This window comes from Modestobacter lacusdianchii, assembly GCF_054177765.1.
In genome coordinates this window covers 125,116-148,232 of the sequence record NZ_JBJJTJ010000008.1, presented here as the reverse complement: position 1 = coordinate 148,232, position 23,117 = coordinate 125,116, and the positions used below count along the sequence as shown (strand labels likewise).

The following is a 23,117-nucleotide window of genomic DNA, read 5'->3' as shown; positions in this document are numbered from 1 at the left end:
GGCCGGGCGCCGCCGGTCAGCGGGGGAGGGGGACCTCGCTCGGCCGGACCGGGTCGGGGACGGCGGCCGGCTCCGGGCGCTGTCCCCGGCGCAGCAGGCGGGCGATGCTCAGGACGGCGTAGGCGGCGACCGCCATGAGCACGATCGTGCCGCCGGAGGGGGTGTCGGCGTAGAAGGAGACCGCGGTGCCGCCGACCGCCACGGTCACCCCGATCAGCGCCGCGACCACCAGGCTGCCGCGGAAGCTGCGGGCCACCAGCTGCGCGCAGCCGGCGGGCAGCACCATCAGGCCGCTGATCAGCAGCAGGCCGAGCACCCGCATCGACAGCGTGACGGTGACCGCGGTGACCACCGCCAGCAGCAGGTTGAGCCGCAGCACCGGCAGGCCGCTGGCCCGGGCGTGCTCCTCGTCCAGCGCCACGGTGAACAGCGACCGGCCCAGCCCGATGGTGACCCCGAGGACGACGGCGGCCATCACGGCGAAGACGACCAGGTCGGCGCGGGTCGTGGTGGTCAGCGCGCCGAACAGGTAGCCGTCCAGCGTGATCGGGGTGCCGGCCGGCGCCCGGGTGACGACCACGACCCCACCGGCCAGGCCGCCGTAGAACATGATCGCCAGCGCGACGTCGGTGCCGGTCGACCGGCGGGCCCGCAGCACCTCGACGACGACCGCCCCGGCGACCGTGGCCAGCAGTGCGGTGAGCACCGGCGCCGACCGGGTGGCCAGCCCCACGGCCACCCCGAGCAGCGCCACGTGGCCCAGCCCGTCGCCGATCAGCGACAGCCGGCGCTGCACCAGGTAGACGCCCACGGTGGGAGCGGTGAGGCCGACCAGCACGGCGGCCGCGAGGGCCAGCCGCATGAACTCGTAGCTCAGCACGGGTCGCCCGCGCCCGGCAGCGTCACCGTCCTGGTCACCACCTCGGCCAGCGGGCCCAGCTCGTGCAGCACGACGACGACCGCGGCGCCGGTGGTGGCGAGGCCGGCCAGCGTGCTGGCCACCACCCGCTGGCTGGCCGCGTCCACGCCTGCGGTGGGCTCGTCGAGCAGCAGAAGCTCCGGGTCGCCGGCCAGCGCGCGGGCCAGCAGCGCCCGGCGCTGCTGACCACCGGACAGCTCCGCGAGCAGCCGGCGGTCGAAGCCGGCCAGCCCCGCGCCCTCCAGCGCGCAGTCGACGGCGCACCGGTCGGCCTCGCCGAACCGCTGCCAGGCCCGCAGCCGGCTCAGCCGGCCGGAGGAGACCAGCTCGCGCACCGTCACCGGGACGCCACCGGTCACCGTGTGCCGCTGGGGCACGTAGCCGACCCGGTGCCAGTCGCGGAACCGCGCCCGCGGCACGCCGAACAGCCGCACCTCACCGGCCGGCACGTCGTTCAGCCCCAGCACGCCGCGGACCAGCGTCGACTTGCCGGCCCCGTTGGGCCCGCGCACCGCGACCACCTCCCCGGGGCGCACGGCCAGGTCGACGCCGGTGAGGACGACGTCCCGGCCGTGACCGAACGCGCCGTCGGTCACCGTCAGGGCGCTGTCGCAGCCGGCCGCGACGGCGGCAGGCGCGGAGCGGGGGCGGGCGCTCAGGAGCACTGCTGCCCCTCCTGCAGGCTGGCGAGGTTGGCCCGCATCAGCGCCAGGTAGTCCCCACCCGCCGACTCGTCGGTCAGCCCCTCGATCGGGTCCAGCTGCCGGGTCTGCGCGCCGGTCTCCCGGGCCACGGTCTCGGCGACGGCGGGGCTGACCAGGGTCTCGAAGTAGATGGTGCGCACGCCGTGCTCCCGGACGAACTCGGTGGCCTCGGTCAGCGCGTCGGGAGCGGGCTCGGCGTCCGGCGCCAGCCCGCTGATGCCGAACTGCGCCAGGTCGAAGGCGTCGGCCAGGTAGCCGAAGGCGGTGTGGCTGGTGACCAGCTCCCGGCTGGCGCAGTCGGCCAGGCCGGTGCGGAACTCCCCGTCCAGCTCCGCCAGCTGCGCCCGCAGGTCCGCGGCGTTGGCGGTGTACTGCTCGGCGTTGGCCTCGTCCGCGGTGGCCAGGCGTTCGGCCAGCGCGTCGCCGACGGCGGCCATCCGCATCGGGTCGTGCCAGAAGTGCGGGTCGGTCACCGGCTCGTCGGTGTGCTCCTCCTCGTGCCCCTCGTCCGCGTGCTCCTCCCCGTCGGAGTGCTCGCCCTCGGCGTGCTCGTGGTCGTGGGCCTCGTAGGTGAGCGACAGGTCGGCCGGCCCGCCGGCGTCGAAGGCGCGGTCGGCGGCCTGCTGCTCGACCGCGGCGTCCACGGCGGGCTGCAGCGTCGGCAGGAACACGACCAGGTCGGCCTCAGCGGTGGCGGCGACGTCGCGGGGGGTGAGCTCGTACTCGTGCGGCTCGGCCCCGTCGGGGGTGAGCGAGGTGACGTCGGCCAGGTCGCCGGCCACCTGCTCGCTCAGCCAGGCCAGCGGGTAGAACGCCGCGACGACGGTCAGCCGGTCGTCGTCGGCACCGGCGGCGTCCGCATCGGCCGTGCCGGAACAGCCGGCCAGCGCCACCGCCGCGGCGCAGGCCAGGGAGAGCGTGGACAGCGAGCGGGCGGGTCGTCGGCGGAACGGTGGCGGCATGGCCCGACGGTCCGGGTAATGAGAATCGTTGTCAAACCAGCGACCGACGCGGCACGGCTCGCCGCAGCCGCGGTGCTCAGCCGGGAGGGCTGGCGGCCGGTGCGCCGTGTCCGGCCACCCCGTCCCCGCCGGCGTCGCGGGCCGCGGCCTGCCAGGCCGCCGAGCGCAGCAGCCGCAGCCCGTTGAGCGCGACCAGCACCGTCGACCCCTCGTGCCCGGCGACGCCGAGCGCCAGCGGCAGCGTGCCGATCAGGTCCCACGCCACCAGCATCACGATGACCGTGCCGGCGATGACCATGTTCTGCACCACCAGCCGGCGGGCCCGGCGGGCCAGCGCGATCACCGTGGGCAGCGCGGCCAGGTCGTCGCGGACGACGATCGCGTCCGCGCTCTGCAGCGCCAGGTCCGAGCCGATGCCGCCCATCGCCACGCCCACGTCGGCGGTGGCCAGCGCCGGGGCGTCGTTCACCCCGTCGCCGACCAGGGCGACCCGGTGCCCGGCGCGCTGCAGGTCGCCGACCACGGCGGCCTTGTCCTGCGGCAGCAGCTCGGCCCGCACGTCCCGCAGCCCGACCTGGGCGGCCAGCGTGCGGGCGGCGCCGGCGTTGTCGCCGGTGAGCAGCACCGGTTCCGCGCCGGTCTGCCGGCGCAGCGCGGCCGCCGCGGCGGCGGCCTCGGGGCGCACCCGGTCGGCCAGCGCCAGCACCCCGGCGGGCCGGCCGTCCACGGTGACCACGACGGCGGTGCGGCCGTCGGCCTGCTCCTGGGCGACCAGCCCGGCCACCGCGGCATCGTCCGGGCCCGGTGCGGCCACGGCGACCCGGCGACCGCCCACCGTCGCGCTCACGCCGGAGCCCACCGCGGCCCGGAAGTCCGTGGCGGGGGCGAGGGGCGACCCGGCGGCGGCGACCACCGCGCGGCCGATCGGGTGCTCGCTGGGCGCCTCGGCGGCCGCGGCCAAGGCGAGCAGCTCCTCGCCGGTCGTGCCCGGCAGCGGGCGGACGGCGACCACCGCGGGCATGCCGTCGGTGAGCGTCCCGGTCTTGTCCAGCGCCACCACGGTGGTGGCGCCCAGCTGCTCGAGCACCACGGCCGAGCGCACCAGCACCCCGTGCCGACTGGCGTTGGCGATCGCCGACAGCAGTGGCGGCATCGTCGACAGCACGACCGCGCACGGCGAGGCGACGATCATGAAGGTCATCGCCCGCAGCAGCGACTCCTGCAGCGGCTCCCCGAACAGCTGGGGGGCGCCGAAGACGGCCAGCGTGCTGAGCACGACGCCCATCGAGTACCGCTGCTCGACCTTCTCGATGAACAGCTGGGTGCGCGCCTTGGTGGCGCTGGCCTCCTCGACCAGGGCGGCGATCCGGGCGACGACCGCGTCGGCCGCCGGCCGGTCGACCCGCACGGTGAGCGCTCCGGTGCCGTTGGCCGTTCCTGCCCAGACCTCGTCGCCGGCCACCTTGTCCACCGGCAGTGGCTCGCCGGTGATCGACGCCTGGTCGACGTCGGACCCGCCGTCGACCACCGTGCCGTCGGCCGGCACCCGCTCGCCGGGGCGGACCAGGACGACGTCGCCGACCGCGAGGTCGGCGACCGGCACCTGCCGCTCCTGCCCGCCGGCCAGCACGGTGGCCCGCTCGGGGGTGAGGTCGGTGAGCCCGCGGACGGCGTCGGCGGTGCGCCGGGTGGCGACGGTCTCCAGGGCGCCGGAGGTGGCGAAGATGACGATCAGCAGCGCCCCATCGAACACCTGGCCCAGCGCCAGCGCCCCGATCGCGGCCAGCACCATCAGCAGGTCGACGTCCAGGGTGCGCTCGCGCAGCGCGGTGAGCCCGGCCCAGGCCGGCTCCCACCCGCCGGTGACGTAGCAGCCCAGGTACAGGGCCCAGGCCAGCGGCTGCGGCCCGTCGAGCAGCTGGACCAGGCCGCCGGAGAGGAACAGCGCCAGCGCGGCGGCCGCCCATCGCACCTCCGGGACCGCCGTCCAGCCGGGGAGTCGACGACGCGACCGCGCCGGGGGAGCTGTCCGCGGCGGCGCCGCCAGTGAGGTCACCGACCGAGCCTATCTGCGCAGATGCGCAGACAGGCAAACTGGAGGTGACCCCTCAGTCCGCCGGTGCCGGGGCCGGCGCCGCGCTGCCCACCGCTCGCGCCGGGCGGTGCCGCACCAGTCGCGCGGAGTTGACCGCCACCGCGACCGAGGACGCGTTGTGCAGCACGGCGGCCAGCACGGGGGAGAGGGCGCCCCCACCGGCGACGGCCAGGCCGATGCCGTTGACCGCGATCGACATGCCGTAGTTCTGCCGCACCACGCCCAGCGTCTGCCCGCCCAGCTCCCGCAGGTCCAGCAGGTGCCGCAGGTCGTCACCGACCAGCGCGACGTCGGCGGTCTCCACCGCGACGTCGGTGCCGGAGACCCCCATCGCGATCCCGATGTCGGCCGCGGCGAGCGCCGGGGCGTCGTTGGTGCCGTCGCCGACCATCGCCACGGTGTGCCCCTCGGCCTGGAGCGCCGCCACGACGTCCTGCTTGTGCTCGGGCAGCACCTCGGCCCGCCACTCGGTGACCCCGAGCTCGGCGGCGACGGCGGCGGCGGTGCTCTCGTGGTCACCGGTCAGCATCACGATCCGGCGCACCCCGGTGGCCCGCAGCGTCTCCAGCACCTCCCGCGACTCCGGGCGCACCTCGTCGCGCAGGCTGACCAGCCCGACCAGCTCGCCGTCGACGGCCAGCAGCAGCGGGGTCTCGGCCGCGGCGCGCAGCCGGTCGAGCCAGCCCTGGGCGGCGTCGCCGACGGCCACGCCCTCGCTCGCCATCAGCGGCTCACTGCCCAGCAGCAGCACCCGGCCGTCGGCCTGGGTGCGCATGCCCAGGCCCAGCAGCACCTCGCACTCCTCGTGCGGCGGGATGAACACGTGCCGCTCCTCGGTGGAACGGATCACCGCCTGGGCCAGCGGGTGCCGGGAGTGCACCTCCGAGCTCGCGGCGTAGCCGAGCACCGTCTCCGGCGTCCAGTCGTCGGAGAAGGAGACGACGTTGGTGACCACCGGGCGGCCGATCGTCAGGGTGCCGGTCTTGTCGAACACGACGGCGTCCACCCGGCCGGCGGCCTCCAGGTGCGCGCCGCCCTTGATCAGCAGCCCGCGGGAGGCGCCGTTGCCGATCGCCGCGCTGACCGCGGTCGGGGTGGCCAGCCCGACCGCGCACGGGCAGGCGATGAGCAGCATCGTCATCGCCCGGCGCACGTCCCGGGTGACCAGCCAGGTCAGCCCGGCCAGGGCGAAGGAGGCGGGCACGAAGCGGCGGGAGAACGTCTCCCCGACGGTCTGGATCGGCGCCCGGTCGTCGGTGGCCTGCTCGACCCGGGCGATGATCCGGCCGATCGCGGTGTCCGAGCCGGTCGCCGAGGCGCGCACCACCAGCCGGCCGCGCACGTTCACCGAGCCGGCGTGCACCGTCGCCCCCGGGGTGACCTGCACCGGCAGCGGCTCGCCGGTGATCGCGGCCTGGTCGACCACGCCGGTGCCCTCGACGACGACGCCGTCCACCGGCAGCGTCGTCTGGTCGTGCACGACGACCAGGTCGCCGACCCGCAGCCGGGCCAGGTCGACCTGGCGCTCGACGTCGGGCTCGCCGCCCTCCCCGGGCACGACCACCCAGGCGGTGGTCTCGGTGCCGGCCAGCAGCGCCGAGATCGCGCGGCGGGTGCGGCGCAGGGTGACCGACTGCAGCCACTCGCCGATGTTGAGCAGCCACAGCACGGTCAGGGCGACCACGTTCTCGCGCAGCAGCAGGCTGGCGACGGTGGCCGCGGTGACCAGCGCATCGGTGCCGGCGCTCCGCCTGCCGGCCAGCGCCCCGGCGGCGCCCTTCACGAACGGGTACCCGGTGAAGATCGTCAGCGCGGTGGCGACCAGCCGGCTGCGGCCGGTGAGCACCGGCGGGCGGCCGAACCCGTACCGGCGCACCCCCAGCAGGGCCAGCGCGGCGCCGCCGACGGCGATCCGCACCAGCTCGCCGTTGGCGACGTCGGCCGACCGTGGCGCCCGGGCGACCTCGGCCGCTGCCGGCAGGGCGGCCGCCGAGGCGGCGACCCGCAGCACCACCGACCGGGCCTCGGCGCCGGCGTCGGCGTCCAGCCAGACGAGCACCGAGCCGGTGACCGGGTAGGCGTGCGCGGTGCGGACGCCGGGGACGGCGTCCAGCAGGTCCTCCAGGGCCACCGCGCGGGCGGGTGTGCCGGTCAGCGCCGGGACGGCGATCCGCAGCCGGCCGCCGGCGTCGCTGACCAGCCGGGCGGTGCCGGTCGCCGTCTCCACCGCGATCAGTGCTGGTGGTCGTGACCGCCGGAGCGGTCGGCCGGCGGGGGCACCTGCTCACCGAGGTCGGCGTAGGCCTGGGCCCGCACGTCGCCGGCGGCGAGCCGCGCCTTCTCCACGCCCACCTCGGCGCGGCGGGCGCCGCGGATGCCCAGCTTCGTCGCCCCGACCGCCAGCCGGCGGGGCAGGCTGCCGGCCTCGCCGCGCTCGGCGGCGCGCACGACGACGACACCGACGACGCCGGTGGCCACGGTGCCCACCGCCTTGCGCAGCACCCGCCCGGCGCTCGCGGTGCGGTTCTTCTTCGACTCGGCCATGGACGGGCTCCTCGGTCGTGCAGGGGGATGGGGGGTCCGTGAGAACGTGGACCCGAGCCACGGTAACGGGAACCGTGTTCGTCCACCCTCCGGGAGGTCAGGTGACCCAGCTGCGGTTGCCCGTCGACGAGCCGGCCGGCCGGAGCGGGCTGCGCAGCACCGACCTGCTGGCCGCCCTGGTGGCGCTGCTGGTGGTGCTGCACTTCGCGGCGCCGGGGCTCTTCGACGCCCCGGTCGTGCTGGCCTGGAGCACCGTGTTCGTGGCCGTCTGTCTGCAGGCGCTGCCGTTCCTGGTGCTCGGCGTGGCGCTGTCGGCGGCGATCAGCACGCTGGTGCCGGCGTCGTTCTTCACCCGGGCGCTGCCCCGCCGTCCGGCACTGGCCGTTCCGGTGGCCGGCGTGGCCGGAGTGGTGCTGCCCGGCTGCGAGTGCGCGTCGGTGCCGGTGGCCGGCAGCCTGGTGCGCCGCGGGGTCACCCCGGCTGCCGCACTGGCCTTCCTGCTGGCCGCCCCGGCGATCAACCCCGTGGTGCTGGTGGCGACCGCGGTCGCCTTCCCCGGGCAGCCGGAGATGGTCGCGGCCCGCTTCGCCGCCTCGCTGGCGGTGGCCCTGGTGATGGGCTGGCTGTGGACGCTGGTCGGCCGCGCCGACTGGTTCCGGCCGGCGCGAGCGGCGACGAGCGCGCCGGGAGCCGGCCGCGGGGCGGTCTTCCGCGACACCATGCAGCACGACCTGGTGCACGCCGGGGGGTTCCTGGTGGTCGGCGGCGCCGCCGCGGCGACGCTGGGCGTGCTCGTGCCCCGCAGCTGGCTGGAGCAGGTCGCCGCCTCACCGGTGCTCGCCGTCCTCGTGCTGGCCGCCCTGGCCGTGGTGCTGGCGATCTGCTCGGAGGCCGACGCCTTCGTCGCGGCCAGCCTCACCTCCTTCTCGCTCACCGCGCGGCTGGTCTTCCTCGTCGTCGGGCCGGCGGTGGACGTCAAGCTGATCGCGCTGCAGGCCGGCACCTTCGGCCGGGGCTTCGCCCTCCGGTTCGCCCCGGCCACCCTGGTGGTCGCGGTGGGCATCGCCCTGCTGGTGGGGGAGGTGCTGCTGTGACCCGGCCGGACCGGACCACCCAGCACGCGCTGCTGCTGCTCCTGGGCGTCGCGGTGCTGCTGGTCGCCGGCACCGACCGGTACCTGGACTACGTGCAGCCCGGGTTCCGCCCGCTGCTGCTCGGGGCGGGTGTCGTGGTGACCGGGCTGGGGCTGACCGGCCTGCTCGGGCGGCGCGCCGACCACGCCGGGGAGCACGCGCACCCCGGCCCGGTGGTGGGCTGGCTGCTGGCCGCCCCGGTCGCGGTGGTGCTGGTCGTCGCGCCGCCGGCGCTGGGTGCCTGGTCGGCCGGCCGGCAGGCCGTGGCACCCGTCGCGGTGCCCGCGGCGCCGTCGTCGGTGGGCATCGGCCCGGACGACGAGGGGGCCGACCACCGCACGATGACGCTGTTCGCGTACCACGTCTGGTCGCAGGCCCCCGACACCAGCGCGCTGGAGGGGCGGCGGGTCCGGCTGGTCGGCTTCGTCTCGCCGCGGGCGGCCGGCGGCTGGTACGTCACCCGCTTCGACATCAACTGCTGCGCCGCCGACGCCACCGCCATCCGGGTCGCGGTGCCCGGCGGTGCGGCGGAGTTCGCCAGCGACGAGTGGGTCGAGGTGATCGGCACGTTCACCCCGCCCCGGACGGACCCGGCGGTCGGGTACCCGGAGCCGGCCGTCGAGGCGCTGTCGGTGCGGGCGGTGGCGGCGCCGGCGGAACCCTACGAGTGAGGCCGGGCCCGGGCGGCAGTCGACAACAGTTCTCACATGCCCTTACCCTCATGTGATGACCGCCGCGCCGGAGCACGAGGAGGCCGCGGCACCGCCGGCCTCCTCGGAGACGGTGCAGGCGGCCAGTTCCCTGCTGGCCGCGCTCGCGGCACCGATGCGGCTGTCGATCGTCGCCCTGCTGCTGGAGCACGGCAGTCGCTGCGTGCACCAGCTGGTCGACGACCTCGGCGCGCCGCAGCCGCTGGTCTCCCAGCACCTGCGGGTGCTGCGGGGGGCGGGCCTGGTGGTGGGCGAGCGGCGGCACCGTGAGGTGCACTACGCACTGGTCGACCCGCACGTCGGGCACATCGTGCGCGATGCGCTCGACCACGTGTCGCACCCGGCCGTGGGAGCTGGACCCGTGCCCGTCGTCGAGGACGGCGCGGGGTGCCCGGTAGACGATGGGATGAGCCCGAGATGATCCGCAACACCCGCCAGCGCACCGCCGTCAACGCCGTCTTCGACGAGCTCGAGGGCTTCCACAGCGCCCAGGAGGTGCACGCCCGGATGCGCGCCGCCGGCGACACCATCGGGTTGTCGACGGTGTACCGCGCCGTCCAGGCGCTGGTCGACGACGGCGAGCTCGACTCGATCCGCACCGACGCCGGCGAGGCGATCTACCGCCGGTGCAGCACCCGGCACCACCACCACCTGGTGTGCCGCGCCTGCGGCCGCACCGAGGAGGTCGAGGGGCCGACCGTCGAGCGCTGGGCCGACCGGGTGGCCGGCGAGCACGGCTTCGTCGACGTCAAGCACACGCTGGAGATCTTCGGCACCTGCGCGGCCTGCCACGCCGCCGCGGAGCCGGCCCCGGTCGACGGGCCCGCCCGGCAGGGCTGACCGCCCGGTCAGCCCCGGCGCAGCGGCAGGTGGTCGCGGTCGTCCACCCGGCCGTCGCGCAGGGCCAGCACGTGGTCGGCGCGGGCGATCGCGTCCTCGTCGTGGGTGGCGTGCACGACGACCGCGCCGCGCGCGGCCTCCGTCTCGAGGGCGCCGAGCAGGGCGCGGCGGGTCGTCTCGTCGACGCCGGCGGTGGGCTCGTCGACGAGCAGCACCGCGGCGCGGGTGGCCAGCCCCTGGGCGACGAGGGCCCGCTGCCGCTGACCGCCCGACAGCTGGCTCAGCGGGGCGGCGAGCAGGTCGGTCAGGCCCAGCAGGGTGGCGCACTCGGCCACCACGGCCCGGTCGCCGGGGCGCAGCCGGCCCAGCAGCCCGCGCTCCCGCCAGCGGCCCATCGCGATCGTCTCGCCCACCGTGATCGGCAGGTCGGGGGTGACCGCGCTGTGCTGCGGTACGTAGGCCACGGCGACCCCGGCGAGCCCGGTGACCCGGCCGCTGGTGGCCGGCAGGGCGCCGGCCAGCACGTCCAGCAGCGTCGACTTGCCCGACCCGTTGGGGCCCACCAGTGCGGTGGTCGATGCGGCGGGGAAGGTGGCGTCGACGCCGTCGAGGGCGAGGGTCGGGCCGCGTCGGACGCTGAGCTGGGCCAGTCGCACGGTCGGGTCGTCCACCCCCAGAGCCTAGCGATAGCGATAACCAGTCCCATGTAGGGTCGGTCGACGTGGCCTGGCTGACCGATCCGCTCGGGATCTCCTTCCTGCAGCGTGCGCTCGTCGGCGGCAGTCTCGCCGCCGTCCTGTGCGCCGTGGTGGGCACCTGGGTGGTCGTGCGCGGGTTGGCCTTCCTCGGCGAGGCGGTGGCGCACGGCATGCTGCCCGGCGTCGCGGTCGCGGCGCTCGCGGGCTGGCCGCTGCTGATCGGTGCCGCCGCGAGCGCCGGCCTGATGAGCGTGGGCGTCGGGGTGGTCGCCCGGCGCACCCGGCTGTCGCACGACACCGCGACCGGGCTGCTGTTCGTCGGCATGCTGTCCCTGGGCGTGGTGATCGTCTCCCGCTCGCGGTCCTTCGCCACCGACCTCACCGCCATCCTCTTCGGTGACGTGCTGGCCATCCAGACCGCCGAGCTGACCGTGCTCGCCGTGGCTCTCGGCCTGGTGCTGCTGACGTGCCTGGTCTTCCACCGCGCCTTCGTCGCGCTGGCCTTCGACCGGCGGACGGCGACCACGCTGGGCCTGCGCCCGGCCCGGGCCAACGTCGTCCTCGGGCTGCTGGTCACCGTCGCGGTCGTCGCCTCCTTCCAGGCGCTCGGGTCGCTGCTGGTGCTCGCGCTGCTGCTCGCGCCGGCCGCCGCGGCCCGGCAGTGGACCCACCGGGTGCCCACGACGATGGCGCTGGCGGCGGCCTTCGGGGTGACCGCGGTGCTCCTCGGCCTGCTGCTGTCCTGGCACGCCAGCACGGCCGGCGGCGCCTCCGTCGCCGGCGCCGCCGTGGCCCTGGTCGCCGTCTCGGTCGGCGTGCGCGCCGCCGTCCCCCGCTGAACCCCGTCCCACCCACCGCTCGTCTGGAGGACCCCGTGTCCCGCACCACCCGCACCCGGCCGACCCGCCGGGGTGCGCTCGCCGCGACGGCCGGCCTCGCGCTGCTCACCACCGCCTGCGGGCAGGCCGGCACCGACGCCGGCTCGGCCGGCGCGACCGCCGAGCCCAGCGGCGGCCACGGCTACGTGGCCGGGGCCGAGGAGCTCACCGAGCCGCAGCTGCGGCTCAGCTACCTGGACGGCGCCGGCGCCACCCACAGCCTGGACCTGCTGACCGGCGAGTCGATCGCCCTCGACCCCATCGGCGCCACCACCTCGGTGGTCAGCGACGGGCGGTTCCTGTTCGCGGTGTCCGAGGCCGGCGAGCTGACCGTCGTCGACTCCGGCACCTGGACGGTCGACCACGGCGACCACGCCCACTACTACCGGGCGCAGCCCCGGGTGGTGGGCACCCTGGACTGGTCGGGCGAGGTGCGGGTGGGCTCCTCCGAACAGACCACCACGCTGTTCAGCCCGGCCACCGGCGAGGGGCTGGTGCTCGACCGGGCGGCGCTGGGGCAGGGGGAGATCGAGCAGACCGCCAGCACCGAGGCGGCGCCGCACGACGGGGCCCTGCTGCCGCTCGGGCAGCACCTGGTCGCCACCGACGCCGACCAGGTGCGCGCGCTGGACGCCGACGGCGAGCCGGTCGACGGCGCGAGCGCGCCGTGCCCGGACGCGCGGGGCGGGGCGAGCACCCGGGTGGGTGTCGTCGTCTCCTGCGCCGACGGGGCCGTGCTGGCCACCGAGGCCGACGGGGGGGTCGAGTTCGAGGCCGTCCCGTACCCGGAGCCGGTCGCGGAGGAGCAGCGGGCGACGGCGTTCGCCCAGCGGCCGGGCCGGCCGTCCGTGGCGGCCGTGGCCGGGGACCGGGGTGTGTGGGTGCTGGACACCCGGGCCCGCAGCTGGCAGCTGATCGAGACGCCCGCGCCGCTGGCCCGGGCGGTCGCGGTGGACGACGACCGGGACCGGGTCGTCGCGCTGGACGACGCCGGGCGGCTGCTGGTCATCGAGCCGGAGGCCGGTGTCGTCGCGACCACCGAGCCGCTGGCCGGGGCGCCGGAGGACCTGGCGGCGATGACCCTGGAGGTCGACGCTTCCCGCGCCTACGTCAACGTGCCCTCGGCCGGTGTGGTGCACGAGGTCGACTACGCCGACGGTGCCCGGCTGGCCCGGTCGCTGCCGACCGAGGTCACGCCGCTGTTCTTCGCGGAGACCGGGCGATGAGGCGGCTGCTGGGCTCCGCCGCCGCGCTGCTCGTCGCCTCCGGGGTGCTGGCCGGCTGCGGCACGGAGTCCACGGACCGGCCGCTGGTGGTGGTGACCACCGACGTCCTGGGCGACGTGGTCGGCGAGCTGGTGGGCGACCAGGCGGAGGTGGTGACGCTGATGCCGCGCGGCGCGGACCCGCACTCGTTCGAGATCTCGGCCCAGGAGGCGGCGCGGATGCGCGCGGCGGACCTGCTGGTCGCCAACGGGCTCGGGCTGGAGGAGGGGCTGGCCGCCCAGGTCGAGGCCGCCCGCGGCGACGGCGTCCCGGTGCTGGAGGCCGGGGAGGCGGTGCCGCCGCTGGAGTGGGTGACCGAGGACGCCTCCGGCGTCGACCCGCACTTCTGGACCGACCCCGCCCGGATGCTCACCGTCACCGACGCGCTGGCCGGTGCGCTGGCCGAGCATGTCGAGGGCGTGGACCGCGACGCGCTGGACGCGCAGGTCGCGGCCTACCAGCAGGAGCTCACCGAGCTGGACTCCTGGATGGCCGAGCAGTTCGACCGGCTGCCGGCGGAGCGGCGGGCCCTGCTGACCAACCACCACGTCTTCGGCTACCTGGCCGACCGGTTCGGCTTCACCGTGGTCGGCGCGGTCATCCCCAGCGGGACGACGCTGGCCGCGCCCAGCGCCAGCGACCTGGACGAGCTGGCCACCAGCATCCGCGAGGCGGGCGTGCGCACGATCTTCGTCGACTCCTCCCAGCCCGACCGGCTCGCCCAGGTGCTGGCCGAGCAGGCGGCGGTGGAGGTGGCCGTGACGCCGCTGTTCACCGAGTCGCTGAGCGGTCCGGGGGAGGGTGCCGAGACGTACCTGGCGATGATGCGCTCGAACACCGAGGACATCGTCGCCGGGCTCCGCTGACCCACTGGAGAGAACAGGAATCGTTCCCGATAAGGTGTCGGCCATGAACAGCTCTCGCTCTCCCTTCCCGATCGGGGTCGCCGGTCTGGGAGTCACCGCCCTCCTGCTGACCGGCTGCTCCTCCGACGACTCCACCGCCGACGCGGCCGAGGACACCGCCGGCGCCTCCTCCGCCGAGGAGGTCTCCGCGGCCCAGCCCCGGCTGGCGCTCACCTACGACGGTGGCCTGCTGGTGCTGGACGCCGACACCCTCGAGGTCGTCGGCGACCTCCCGATCGACGGCTTCACCCGGGTCAACGCCGCCGGTGACGGCCGGCACGTGCTCGTGACCACCGACGAGGGCTTCCAGGTGCTCGACACCGGGGTCTGGACCGACGGCGGCACCTCCTGGGCCGGCGACCCGGAGCTCACCGACGACGTCTTCGAGGCCGACACCGCCGGCCACGTCGTAGTCCACGGCGATCGCACGGTGCTCTTCGCCGACGGCACCGGTGACATCGCCTCCTTCGAGACCGCCGCGCTGCGCAGCTCCGAGGGCCTGCCGGAGACCGAGGAGTGGACGTCGGAGGCCGCCCACCACGGCGTGGCCATCGAGCTGGAGGACGGCTCGCTGCTGTCGACCCTGGGCACCGAGGACGGCCGCACCGGTGTGCGGGTGCTCGACCCGTCGGGTGAGGAGGTCGCCCGCAACGAGGAGTGCCCCGGCGTGCACGGTGAGGGCACCGTCGCCGGCGAGGTCGCGGTGTTCGGCTGCGAGGACGGCGTGCTGGTCTACGACGGCGCGTTCACCAAGCTCGACGCCCCCGACGAGTTCGGCCGCACCGGCAACGTCTTCACCACCGAGTCCTCGCCGGTCGCGGTCGGTGACTACAAGAGCGACCCGGACCTCGAGGGCTACCTGCTCTCCGACGTCGTGCTGGTCGACACCGCGGCCGACCGGCTGCAGGTCGTGCCGCTGCCCGAGGGCGTCCGGTACACCTTCCGCGACCTGGCCCGCGGCCCGGAGGGCGAGGCGGTGCTGCTCGGCAGCGACGGCGCCGTGCACCTCATCGACGAGGAGTCCGGTGAGCTGCTCGCCAGCCACCCGGTCATCGACGCCTGGGAGGGCCCGGCCGAGTGGCAGGACCCGCACCCCGCGCTCAAGGTGCTCGACGGGATCGCCTACGTGACCGAGCCCGCGGCCAACGCCGTCCACGCCATCGACCTGGCCACCGGCGAGGTGCTGGCCACCGGCGAGCTGGACGCCACCCCGAACGAGATCGCCGTCGTCACCGGCTGACCTCGGACGAACGACCGGCGAGCCCGGTCCGCGCCTCCCCGGGGGCAGCGGACCGGGCTCGCCCGCGTCTCAGAGGGCGCCCTCGCGGGCCGCCCGCCAGATGTCGATGCCGCCGTCGACGGCGTGCTGGTCGATCGCGGCCAGCTCGTCGGCGGAGAACTCCAGGTTCTCGAGCGCGGCGACGTTCTGCTCCAGCTGCCGCACGCTGCTGGCCCCGACCAGCACCGAGGTCACCCGGCTGTCCCGCAGCGCCCAGGACAGCGCCAGCTGCGCCAGGCTCTGCCCGCGTGCGGCGGCCATGTCGTTCAGCGCCCGCGCGTGGGTCAGGTACTGGTCGGTGATCATGCCGGCGTCCAGGGACTTGTCCTGCGCCGCGCGCGAGCCCTCCGGCACCCCGCCCAGGTACTTGTCGGTGAGCATGCCCTGGGCCAGCGGGGAGAAGGCGATGCAGCCGGCGCCGACGTCGGCGAGGGTGTCCAGCAGGCCCTCGGTCTCGATCCAGCGGTTGAGCATCGAGTACGAGGGCTGGTGGATCAGCAGCGGCGTGCCCAGGTCGGCCAGGATCGCCGCGGCCTCGGCGGTCATCGCCGGGGAGTAGGAGGAGATGCCGGCGTAGAGCGCCTTGCCCGACTGGACGGCGGTGTGCAGCGCGCCCATCGTCTCGGCCAGCGGCGTGGTCGGGTCGGGCCGGTGGCTGTAGAAGACGTCGACGTGGTCGAGGCCCATCCGCTGCAGGGACTGGTCCAGGCTGGACAGCACGTACTTGCGGGAACCTCCGCCCTGCCCGTAGGGCCCCGGCCACATGTCGTAACCGGCCTTGGTCGAGATGACCAGCTCGTCCCGGTAGGGGCGGAAGTCGTCGCGCAGGTGCCGGCCGAAGTTGGTCTCCGCCGAGCCGTAGGGCGGTCCGTAGTTGTTGGCCAGGTCGAAGTGGGTGACCCCCAGGTCGAAGGCCCGGCGCAGGATGTCGCGCTGCCGGTCGAAGGGGACGTCGTCGCCGAAGTTGTGCCACAGGCCGAGGCTGACGGCCGGCAGGTCCAGGCCGCTGGCGCCGGTGCGCCGGTAGGTCATCGAGTCGTAGCGGGTGCTCTCCGCGCGGTAGCCCATGGGCAGATCGTGCCGGGGCGCACCCGGGTCAGCGACGGCGGGGGCGGCGCCCTCGGGCCCCGCCGGTCGGCGAACGGGCACCGCCGGCCGGCGCCGAGGCGGTGGCCGGCCAGTGCGCGGGCCGGGTCAGGGCCGCGGGCAGCCGGGTCCCGGCGTCACCGGTGGCCGCGGCCAGCTGCGGGCCGGTGAGGAACAGGGCGCCGGTCAGGTCGGCGCCCCGCAGGTCCGTCGCGCGCAGGTCGGCGCCGAGCAGGTCGGCCCGGCGCAGGTCCGCGCCCCGCAGGTCGGCCCCGATCAGCAGGGCCCCGCGCAGGCTCACCCCGTGCAGGTCGGCGCCGCGCAGCTGCCTGCCGACCAGGTCCGCTCCGCGCCGGTCGCGGGACCGGCCGGGGACACCGGCGCGCACCGCGTCGCTGACCCGACCGAGCAGGTCGTTCACCTCCAGGCGGAGGGCCGCGGCGTCCAGGGCCGTCAGCTCGTCGGCCGTGCCGTGGGTGAGCTGCTCGGTGCGGGCCCGGGCTGCGGCGGCCTCCTCGCGCAGGTCACCGGCGGGCACCAGCGTCTCGGCCTCGGTGAGGTGCCACAGCAGCTCGGTGAGCTGCCGCATGACGGCGAAGACGGCCGACACCGCCGCCAGGCCGGCCGGATCGGTGGGCCGGGCCGCGCCACCGAAGGTCTGCTGGGTGACCCGCTGGCCGGCGCCGAAGCAGTCGAAGACGACGCAGCCGGGCATGCCCCGCTCGCGCAGCTGGTCGTGCACCCCGCAGCGGGCGTCGTCCTGCAGGTGGCGGCAGGGTGTGCCGGCCGGCTTGTCGAAGGCGAAGTCGGCCGAGGCGGCGAAGGCCGGCAGCACGCAGCACAGCCCCACGCAGCGGCTGCAGTCGGCGGTCAGCTCGCGGCGGGCCATCGCCAGCGCGTCCCGCGGGGCGAGGTCGTCGCGCGGGGCGAGGTCGTCGCGCGGGGCCAGGTCGTCGCGCGGGGCGAGGTCGTCGCGCGGGGCGAGGTCGTCGCGCGCGGCGAGCACGAGGTCCACCGGGTCGCCGGGGCGGGCTGGCACGAGGGGTCCTCCGGAGGTCGGGGCGGGCGCCCCCACGGTAGGTGACACGCGGAGCAGCGGCGTCCGTCCGGCTACCGGCTGCAATGGCACGCCCTCGCCGTGCCGGAGCCCGTTGAACCGGGGCCGTGCAGGCGAGGAAGGTCCCCGGCGTCCGCAGCACGTTCACAGCCACGGGGGACGTCCAGGAGGAGCTCGATGAAGCGCTTCAGGAGGACCGCGGTCGCCGTCACCGGCGCCGCGTTGGTGGTGGCGCCGGCCACGGCGGCGCAGGCCGGCGACCGGGGGCACGGCCACGGCGGGGACGCCGCCGTCACCACCGTCGCGACCGGGCTCGACGGCCCGCGTCAGCTCAACGGGTACCGCGGCCACCGGGTGGTGGTCGCCGAGGCCGACAGCGGGGAGGTCTCCGCCGTCTCGCGGCGCACCGGGGAGGTGGAGACGCTGCTCAGCGGGCTGGTCAGCCCGCAGGGCGTCGACTTCGACCGGAACCGGCTGTTCGTGGCCACCGGCGAACCCGGCCCGCCGCCGGAGGACGGCGGCCCGGGCGCCGAGGCGCCCCCCGCACCGGAGGGCGCGACGTCCCTGGTCGTCGCCGAGCCGGGCGGGGAGGTGCTGCAGACGATCGACCTGCTGGCCTACGAGCTGGCTGCCAACCCCGACGGGCAGCAGCAGTTCGACGACGGCGGGCTGCCGATCGAGACGCTGTCCAACCCCTACGCGGTGCTCGCCCAGTCCAAGCGGGTGCTGGTGGCCGACGCGGGTGCCAACGCCGTGCTGTCGGTGGACCGGCGCACCGGTGAGGTGTCGACGTTCTTCGTCCCACCGGTCGTCACCGACGTGCCCGGCTGCGCGGAGGCGCCGAACAACCCGGGCACCGTCGGCTGCGACCCGGTGCCCACCGGGATCACCGAGGGGCCGTGGGGGCTGGTCTACGTGAGCACCCTGGGCGCCGAGGTGCCCGGGGCCGGCCGGGTCTACGTGCTCACAGCGCACGGCTCCGTGGTGCACGTGATCGACGACCTGACCGCGCCCACCGGCCTGGCCGTCGACCGCCGCGGCACCGTCTACGTGTCCAACGTGGCCGAGGGCTTCCCGGAGGAGGGGCCGGGGCCGGACCTCGACCCGTCGACGATCGGCGAGGTCACCCGGATCGCCTGGCACGGCGAGCGGAGCACCGCCCAGGTGACCATGCCGACCGGGCTGCTGGTGGACGGCGGCGAGCTGTACGCCTCGGCGTGGAGCGTCGCCTCGTTCCTGGGCCTGCCGGCCGGCTCCGGTGAGCTGGTCCGGGTCGGCGAGGGCGCCTTCACCCCGTCCGGCGGCTGACCCGGCCGGTGGCGTCCCGGTGGCCTGCGGGTCGCCGGGACGCCACCGGCTCAGCGGAGCTGCTGCACCAGCAGCTCGCGCAGCGCGGTGACGACCATCGCGTGGTCCTCGACCTGGGGGAGGCCGGAGACGACCACGACCCCCACCGGGCCGACGTCCCGGACCAGCACCGGGAAGCCGCCGCCGTGCGCGACGTACCCCTCCGGGTCGAGGCCGAACTGCTCCTCGAAGGTCGTGCCGGCCTCGCGGGAGCGCTGGCCGACGTAGAGCGAGCTGTGCCCGAACCGGTGCACGGTGGCGGCCTTGCGCGCGATCCAGGTGTCGTTGTCCGGGGTCGCCCCGGTCAGCGCGGCGTGGAAGAGCTGGTGGGAGTGGCGGGAGACCTCGATCGCCACCGGCAGCCGCGCCGCCCGGGCGCGGGCGACCAGCGCGGAGCCGAGGGTCCAGGCGTCGTCGTTGGTGAAGCTGCGCAGCTGCAGCTCCTCCTCCTGGGCGGCGAGCTCGGCCAGCGTGGGGAAGTCGCTCATGGTCAGACCTCGGTGACGTCGAAGGTGGTCGTGGGGGAGACGTACTCGTCCTGCGCGGCGACCAGCAGGATCTCCCGGGACCCTGCCTCCGCGGTCATCCGCAGCAGCCCGAACACCGAGGCGGCAGCGCGGCCGAGGGCGTCGGCGGCCGAGCGGGTGTCCAGCCAGTGCGCCAGGAACAGCGCCGCGATCGCGTCACCGGCGCCGTTGACCGACAGGTCCAGCCGGGGGGTGCGCACCCGGAAGTGCCGGCCGCCCTCCGAGGCGAGCAGGTCGACGGCGTCGTCCGGGGTGTCCTCGGCGACCAGCGAGGTGGTCAGCACCACCCGTGGGCCGAGCGCCTGGACGGCGGCGACGGCGTCCTTGACCGACCCGAGCGAGCGGGTCTCGGTCTCGGAGAGCAGGTCCAGCTCGTAGTGGTTGGGGGTGACGATGTCGGCGGCCGGGACGGCGACCTCGCGCATGAACTCCGGGATGCCGGGCCGCACGAACACCCCGCGGCCGACGTCGCCGATCACCGGGTCGCAGGCCCAGACCGCCGCCGGGTTGGCGTTGCGCACCTTGGCCACCGAGCCGAGCACCGCGTGACCGATGTCGGCCGACCCCAGGTACCCCGAGAGCACCGCGTCGCAGCTGCCGAGCACGCCGCGGTCCTCGATGCCCTGCACGACCTCCTCGACGGCCTGCCCGTCGAACACCCGGCCGGTCCAGGCGCCGTAGCCGGTGTGGTTGGAGAACTGGACGGTGTGCACCGGCCAGACCTCGACGCCCAGCCGCTGCAGCGGGAACACCGCCGAGGCGTTGCCGGCGTGCCCGTAGGCGACGTGGGACTGGATCGACAGGACGTTCACCATGCGGCAGAAGATCGCACACCGCCCGCCCGGGCCGGTCAGCCGCGGGGCTGCACCTCGCCCATCGGGCCCCAGCCGGCCAGGTCGGGGGAGTCGACGTACATGATCGACGGGGTGTCGGAGACCCAGTCGGGCATCTCCGAGACCGCCTTCCGGAAGTGGTCGGAGGCGGTGTGCACGGCGCCGGCCTCGGCGTCGGCGAAGCCCTCCACCAGCACCCAGGTGTGCGGCTGCTCGACGCTGCGCGACCACTCGAAGAAGACGTTGCCCGGCTCGGCGCGGACCGCGTCGGTGAACTCGCGGACGAGCTCGGGCCACTGCTCGTCGAACTCGGGGCGGACCGGCCACTTGACCACGATGAGGATCACCCGCGCAGCGTAGGTCGCCCGGGCGGCGACGGCAGCCCGCCGGGAACCGGCACGGCCGGGTTCCGAGACGGCGTTGACCGGGGCCGCTGTGGTGCGGTTCACTCTTCCGGGTGACTTCCGATAGTTCTCGGAAGTCACTGGTCACGCAGCAGAGCCGCTACGCGAGCCGACCCGAGGGGACACGGGACACATGGGACGACGACGTCTGGGAGCCGGAGCAGCGATGCTCGGCATGGTCGCCACCGCGGGGGTGGTCGCGGCACCCGCGGCCACGGCCGCACCGGCCACCCTCCACACCGCCGACTTCGAGGCGGGCACGAACGGCTGGACCGGCCGCGGCACGGCGCAGGTCGCACCCAGCAGCGCCCAGGCGCGCAGCGGTGCGCAGAGCCTGGCGGTCACCGGGCGCACCGACACCTGGCACGGCCCGGCGCTGGACGCCGCCGCGCTGCTGCCCGCCGGCAACTACCAGGTCGAGGCCTGGGTGCGGCTGGCCGACACCACCCCGGAACCGGAGACCGACGTGGTCACGCTGAGCGCGGCCCGCACCCCGGCCGGGGGCACGACGGCCTACGACACGGTGGCCTGGCAGGTCGCCGTCTCCGACAGCGCCTGGACGCGGGTCGCCGGCACCTACGAGTTCGGCACCCGGAACAGCGGCCTCGAGCTCTACCTGGAGAGCCCCGACGCGACGCAGGCCTTCTTCGTCGACGACGTCACGATCACCGGCGAGGCGGCCGGCCCGGCCGAGCCGGGCACCCGCGCCGACCTGGCCACCGACTTCGAGTCCGGCCTCGGCGGCTGGACCGGCCGCGGCGAGGCGCAGGTCGCCGCCACCACCACCGACGCCCACGGCGGCACCGCCAGCCTGCTGACCACCGGCCGCACGCAGGGCTGGCACGGCCCGGCCGTCGACGTCACCGCCGGGCTGGCGGTGGGGGAGACCGTGCAGGTGTCGGTCTGGGCGAAGCTCGCCCCCGGGCAGGCGCCGGCCTCGCTCAAGGTCTCGGTCCAGCGGGACCGCGGGACGGCGACCAACTACGACAACGTGGCCGGCGCCAGCGCGGTCGTCACCGCCGACGGCTGGACCGAGCTGCGCGGCACCTACACCCTGGGCGCGGCCATCGACCGGGCCCAGCTGTACGTGGAGGGCGACGCCGGCGTCAGCTTCCTGATCGACGACTTCACGCTGGCCGGGTTCGCCGAGACCCCCGTCCAGGACGTGCCCGGGCTCGCCGACGTCCTCGGCGCGGACGGGTTCGAGCACGTCGGCGTGGCGATCGACCAGCGGGAGACCGTGGGCCGGCCCGCGCAGCTGGTGCAGCGCCACTACAACGCCCTCACCCCGGAGAACGACGGCAAGCCGGCCGAGGTGCAGCCGACCGAGGGCACCTTCACCTTCGGCGACCTGGACGCGCTGCTGGACTTCGCCGACGCCACCGGCACCGACGTCTACGGGCACGTCCTGGTCTGGCACTCGCAGACCCCGGACTGGTTCTTCCTCGACGGCGACCGGCCGCTGACGAACGCCCCCGCCGACCAGGCCCTGCTGCGCGCCCGCATGGAGGCGCACATCAAGGGCATCGCCGACCACCTGGCCGCCCGGTACCCCGACGGGGACTCCCCGATCTGGGCGATGGACGTCGTCAACGAGGTCATCGCCGACGGTGACAACGCCAACCCGCACGACATGCGGGACAGCCGCTGGTTCCAGGTGCTCGGCGAGGGCTTCGTCGACGAGGCGTTCCGGCTGGCCGACCGGTACTTCCCGGACACCGCGCTGTTCATCAACGACTACAACACCGAGATGCCGGCCAAGCGGGCCGACTACCTGAGCCTGGTCGACAGCCTGGTCCAGCGCGGCGTGCCGATCGACGGCGTCGGCCACCAGGCGCACGTCGACTTCGCCCGCCCGGTGGAGTGGCTGGACGACTCGCTGACCGCGGTCGAGCAGCTCAGCGCCCGCACCGGCACGCCGCTGCTGCAGGCGATCACCGAGCTGGACGTCAGCGACTCCAAGGAGAACAACGGCGCCGACGTCAGCAACGGCACCGTGCCCCAGCACTCCCCGGCGATGGCCGACCAGGACGCCGCGGAGACCGAGCTCGGGTACTACTACCGCGACCTGTTCGACATGCTGCGGGGCCACGCGGACTCGATCGAGTCGGTGACGTTCTGGGGGATCAGCAACGGCCGCAGCTGGCTGCGCACCTGGCCGGCGGCCCGGCCCTGGGAGTCGCCACTGCCCTTCGACGACGACCTGCAGGTCATGCCCGCCTACTGGGGCATCGTCGACCCGACGCAGCTCGCCCCGCGGCCGGCCGACGTGCTGTCGCCGCGGATCGCCGCGCAGGACCCGGTGCGCGCCACCGCCACCAGCACCGCCGGTGCGCTGGTGCGGTACCCGCTGCCGGAGGCCGGGGACACCCGGGACGGGCGGGTCACCCCGACCTGCAGCCCGCGCCCCTGGACGGTCTTCCCGATCGGCACCACCCAGGTCAGCTGCACGGCCACCGACTCGGCCGGCAACCGGTCGAACCCGGTCACCTTCGACGTGGTCGTCACCGCACCGCCGACCGAGACCCGGCTGTACCAGCAGATCAACAACGGGCCGGTCGTGCGGGCCAACGTGGAGCAGACGGTGCAGCTGGTGGTGCAGTTCGGCAACCGGGGCAGGGGCGTCCTGCTGGGCGAGTCGTTCCGGTACGACTGCACCCAGACGTCGGGTCCGGCGATGACGCTGGAGCTGGCACCCGGGTCGGCCCGCCAGGTCGCCAACCGCGACTACCCGGCCGGGCAGAACGGCAACGTCACCCTGCGGGCCCGGCCCACGGAGACCGGCGCCGCCTCGTTCGACTGCACGCTGTCGATGACCGACAGCCGCGGCGCGGCGGTGAGCGCCACGACGTCGGTCACGATCGACGTCCGGCGCTGACCTCCCGGCACGCCGCGCCCCCGCTCACCGACCGGTGAGCGGGGGCGCGGTGC

General features: G+C 75.6%; 22 protein-coding genes. 10 read left to right on the top strand and 12 right to left on the bottom strand.

Going from position 1 to position 23,117, the window contains the following annotated elements:
• Positions 1 to 16: 16 nt before the first annotated feature.
• The 6 genes from ACJTNH_RS08245 to ACJTNH_RS08220 all read right to left on the bottom strand — a co-directional run bounded on the left by ACJTNH_RS08245 (position 17) and on the right by ACJTNH_RS08220 (position 7,224).
• A complete protein-coding gene (locus ACJTNH_RS08245) occupies positions 17 to 880 on the bottom strand; it encodes a metal ABC transporter permease (RefSeq protein WP_458174474.1) in 864 nt (287 codons plus the stop codon).
• A complete protein-coding gene (locus ACJTNH_RS08240; protein ID WP_458174472.1) occupies positions 874 to 1,584 on the bottom strand; it encodes a metal ABC transporter ATP-binding protein in 711 nt (236 codons plus the stop codon). The genes ACJTNH_RS08245 and ACJTNH_RS08240 overlap by 7 nt, the downstream gene beginning before the upstream one ends.
• Positions 1,575 to 2,585: a metal ABC transporter substrate-binding protein gene (locus ACJTNH_RS08235; protein ID WP_458174470.1), complete on the bottom strand. Its 1,011-nt coding sequence runs from the start codon at positions 2,583 to 2,585 to the stop codon at positions 1,575 to 1,577. Before ACJTNH_RS08235 ends, ACJTNH_RS08240 begins: the two co-directional genes overlap by 10 nt.
• 76 nt (positions 2,586 to 2,661) lie before the next feature.
• Positions 2,662 to 4,641 carry a heavy metal translocating P-type ATPase gene (locus ACJTNH_RS08230; RefSeq protein ID WP_458174468.1) on the bottom strand — a complete coding sequence of 660 codons (1,980 nt, stop codon included), beginning with the start codon at positions 4,639 to 4,641 and terminating at the stop codon, positions 2,662 to 2,664.
• 52 nt (positions 4,642 to 4,693) lie between these two features.
• Positions 4,694 to 6,907, bottom strand: coding sequence for a heavy metal translocating P-type ATPase (locus ACJTNH_RS08225; RefSeq protein WP_458174466.1), 2,214 nt, complete (start codon positions 6,905 to 6,907; stop codon positions 4,694 to 4,696).
• Between the two features lie 5 nt (positions 6,908 to 6,912).
• Positions 6,913 to 7,224, bottom strand: coding sequence for a DUF1490 family protein (locus ACJTNH_RS08220; protein ID WP_458174464.1), 312 nt, complete (start codon positions 7,222 to 7,224; stop codon positions 6,913 to 6,915).
• A gap of 101 nt (positions 7,225 to 7,325) precedes the next feature.
• Here ACJTNH_RS08220 and ACJTNH_RS08215 point away from each other — a divergent pair, with 101 nt between their 5' ends.
• The 4 genes from ACJTNH_RS08215 to ACJTNH_RS08200 are packed head-to-tail and all read left to right on the top strand — an operon-like array spanning position 7,326 to position 9,907.
• Positions 7,326 to 8,318, top strand: coding sequence for a permease (locus ACJTNH_RS08215; protein WP_458174462.1), 993 nt, complete (start codon positions 7,326 to 7,328; stop codon positions 8,316 to 8,318).
• Positions 8,315 to 9,028, top strand: coding sequence for a TIGR03943 family putative permease subunit (locus ACJTNH_RS08210; protein ID WP_458174460.1), 714 nt, complete (start codon positions 8,315 to 8,317; stop codon positions 9,026 to 9,028). The genes ACJTNH_RS08215 and ACJTNH_RS08210 overlap by 4 nt, the downstream gene beginning before the upstream one ends.
• Before the next feature lie 55 nt (positions 9,029 to 9,083).
• Positions 9,084 to 9,488, top strand: coding sequence for an ArsR/SmtB family transcription factor (locus ACJTNH_RS08205; RefSeq protein ID WP_458174458.1), 405 nt, complete (start codon positions 9,084 to 9,086; stop codon positions 9,486 to 9,488).
• Positions 9,485 to 9,907, top strand: a complete 423-nt coding sequence (locus ACJTNH_RS08200; protein ID WP_458174456.1) for a Fur family transcriptional regulator — start codon at positions 9,485 to 9,487, stop codon at positions 9,905 to 9,907. Before ACJTNH_RS08205 ends, ACJTNH_RS08200 begins: the two co-directional genes overlap by 4 nt.
• Positions 9,908 to 9,915: 8 nt before the next feature.
• Here ACJTNH_RS08200 and aztA read toward each other — a convergent pair whose 3' ends face one another.
• The gene (gene aztA, locus ACJTNH_RS08195; protein WP_458174454.1) at positions 9,916 to 10,578 is read right to left on the bottom strand and encodes a zinc ABC transporter ATP-binding protein AztA; all 663 of its coding nucleotides are present in this window, start codon (positions 10,576 to 10,578) and stop codon (positions 9,916 to 9,918) included.
• Between the two features lie 50 nt (positions 10,579 to 10,628).
• Here aztA and aztB point away from each other — a divergent pair, with 50 nt between their 5' ends.
• From aztB to aztD, 4 genes are read left to right on the top strand one after another with little or no spacing between them, the layout of a single operon-like run.
• Positions 10,629 to 11,444: a zinc ABC transporter permease AztB gene (gene aztB, locus ACJTNH_RS08190; protein ID WP_458174452.1), complete on the top strand. Its 816-nt coding sequence runs from the start codon at positions 10,629 to 10,631 to the stop codon at positions 11,442 to 11,444.
• A gap of 35 nt (positions 11,445 to 11,479) precedes the next feature.
• Complete coding sequence (locus ACJTNH_RS08185; RefSeq protein WP_458174450.1) at positions 11,480 to 12,709, top strand: YncE family protein; 1,230 nt, start codon at positions 11,480 to 11,482, stop codon at positions 12,707 to 12,709.
• Positions 12,706 to 13,614 (top strand): zinc ABC transporter substrate-binding protein AztC, encoded by a 909-nt coding sequence (aztC, locus tag ACJTNH_RS08180; protein ID WP_458174448.1) that lies wholly within the window; start codon positions 12,706 to 12,708, stop codon positions 13,612 to 13,614. Before ACJTNH_RS08185 ends, aztC begins: the two co-directional genes overlap by 4 nt.
• 43 nt (positions 13,615 to 13,657) lie before the next feature.
• Positions 13,658 to 14,893, top strand: a complete 1,236-nt coding sequence (gene aztD / locus ACJTNH_RS08175) for a zinc metallochaperone AztD (protein WP_458174446.1) — start codon at positions 13,658 to 13,660, stop codon at positions 14,891 to 14,893.
• Between the two features lie 69 nt (positions 14,894 to 14,962).
• Here aztD and mgrA read toward each other — a convergent pair whose 3' ends face one another.
• Together mgrA and ACJTNH_RS08165 are read right to left on the bottom strand one after the other, a co-directional pair.
• Positions 14,963 to 16,000, bottom strand: coding sequence for an L-glyceraldehyde 3-phosphate reductase (mgrA, locus tag ACJTNH_RS08170; protein ID WP_458174444.1), 1,038 nt, complete (start codon positions 15,998 to 16,000; stop codon positions 14,963 to 14,965).
• 28 nt (positions 16,001 to 16,028) lie between these two features.
• Complete coding sequence (locus ACJTNH_RS08165) at positions 16,029 to 17,057, bottom strand: pentapeptide repeat-containing protein (RefSeq protein WP_458174442.1); 1,029 nt, start codon at positions 17,055 to 17,057, stop codon at positions 16,029 to 16,031.
• Between the two features lie 195 nt (positions 17,058 to 17,252).
• Between ACJTNH_RS08165 and ACJTNH_RS08160 the strand changes: the two genes are divergently transcribed.
• The gene (locus tag ACJTNH_RS08160; RefSeq protein WP_458174440.1) at positions 17,253 to 18,383 is read left to right on the top strand and encodes a ScyD/ScyE family protein; all 1,131 of its coding nucleotides are present in this window, start codon (positions 17,253 to 17,255) and stop codon (positions 18,381 to 18,383) included.
• 50 nt (positions 18,384 to 18,433) lie between these two features.
• On the opposite strand, the gene ACJTNH_RS08155 is transcribed toward ACJTNH_RS08160, so the two are convergent.
• The 3 genes from ACJTNH_RS08155 to ACJTNH_RS08145 are packed head-to-tail and all read right to left on the bottom strand — an operon-like array spanning position 18,434 to position 20,129.
• Complete coding sequence (locus ACJTNH_RS08155) at positions 18,434 to 18,910, bottom strand: heme-degrading domain-containing protein (RefSeq protein WP_458174438.1); 477 nt, start codon at positions 18,908 to 18,910, stop codon at positions 18,434 to 18,436.
• Positions 18,911 to 18,912: 2 nt separating this feature from the next.
• Entirely contained in the window at positions 18,913 to 19,764 is an 852-nt protein-coding gene (gene pdxY / locus ACJTNH_RS08150) for a pyridoxal kinase PdxY (protein WP_458174436.1), read from the bottom strand.
• 35 nt (positions 19,765 to 19,799) lie between these two features.
• Positions 19,800 to 20,129 carry a putative quinol monooxygenase gene (locus ACJTNH_RS08145; RefSeq protein ID WP_458174434.1) on the bottom strand — a complete coding sequence of 110 codons (330 nt, stop codon included), beginning with the start codon at positions 20,127 to 20,129 and terminating at the stop codon, positions 19,800 to 19,802.
• A 223-nt stretch (positions 20,130 to 20,352) separates the two neighbouring features.
• Between ACJTNH_RS08145 and ACJTNH_RS08140 the strand changes: the two genes are divergently transcribed.
• On the top strand, positions 20,353 to 23,064 hold the full coding sequence (locus ACJTNH_RS08140; protein WP_458174432.1) for an endo-1,4-beta-xylanase: 2,712 nt from the start codon (positions 20,353 to 20,355) through the stop codon (positions 23,062 to 23,064).
• The last annotated feature ends 53 nt before the right edge of the window (positions 23,065 to 23,117 follow it).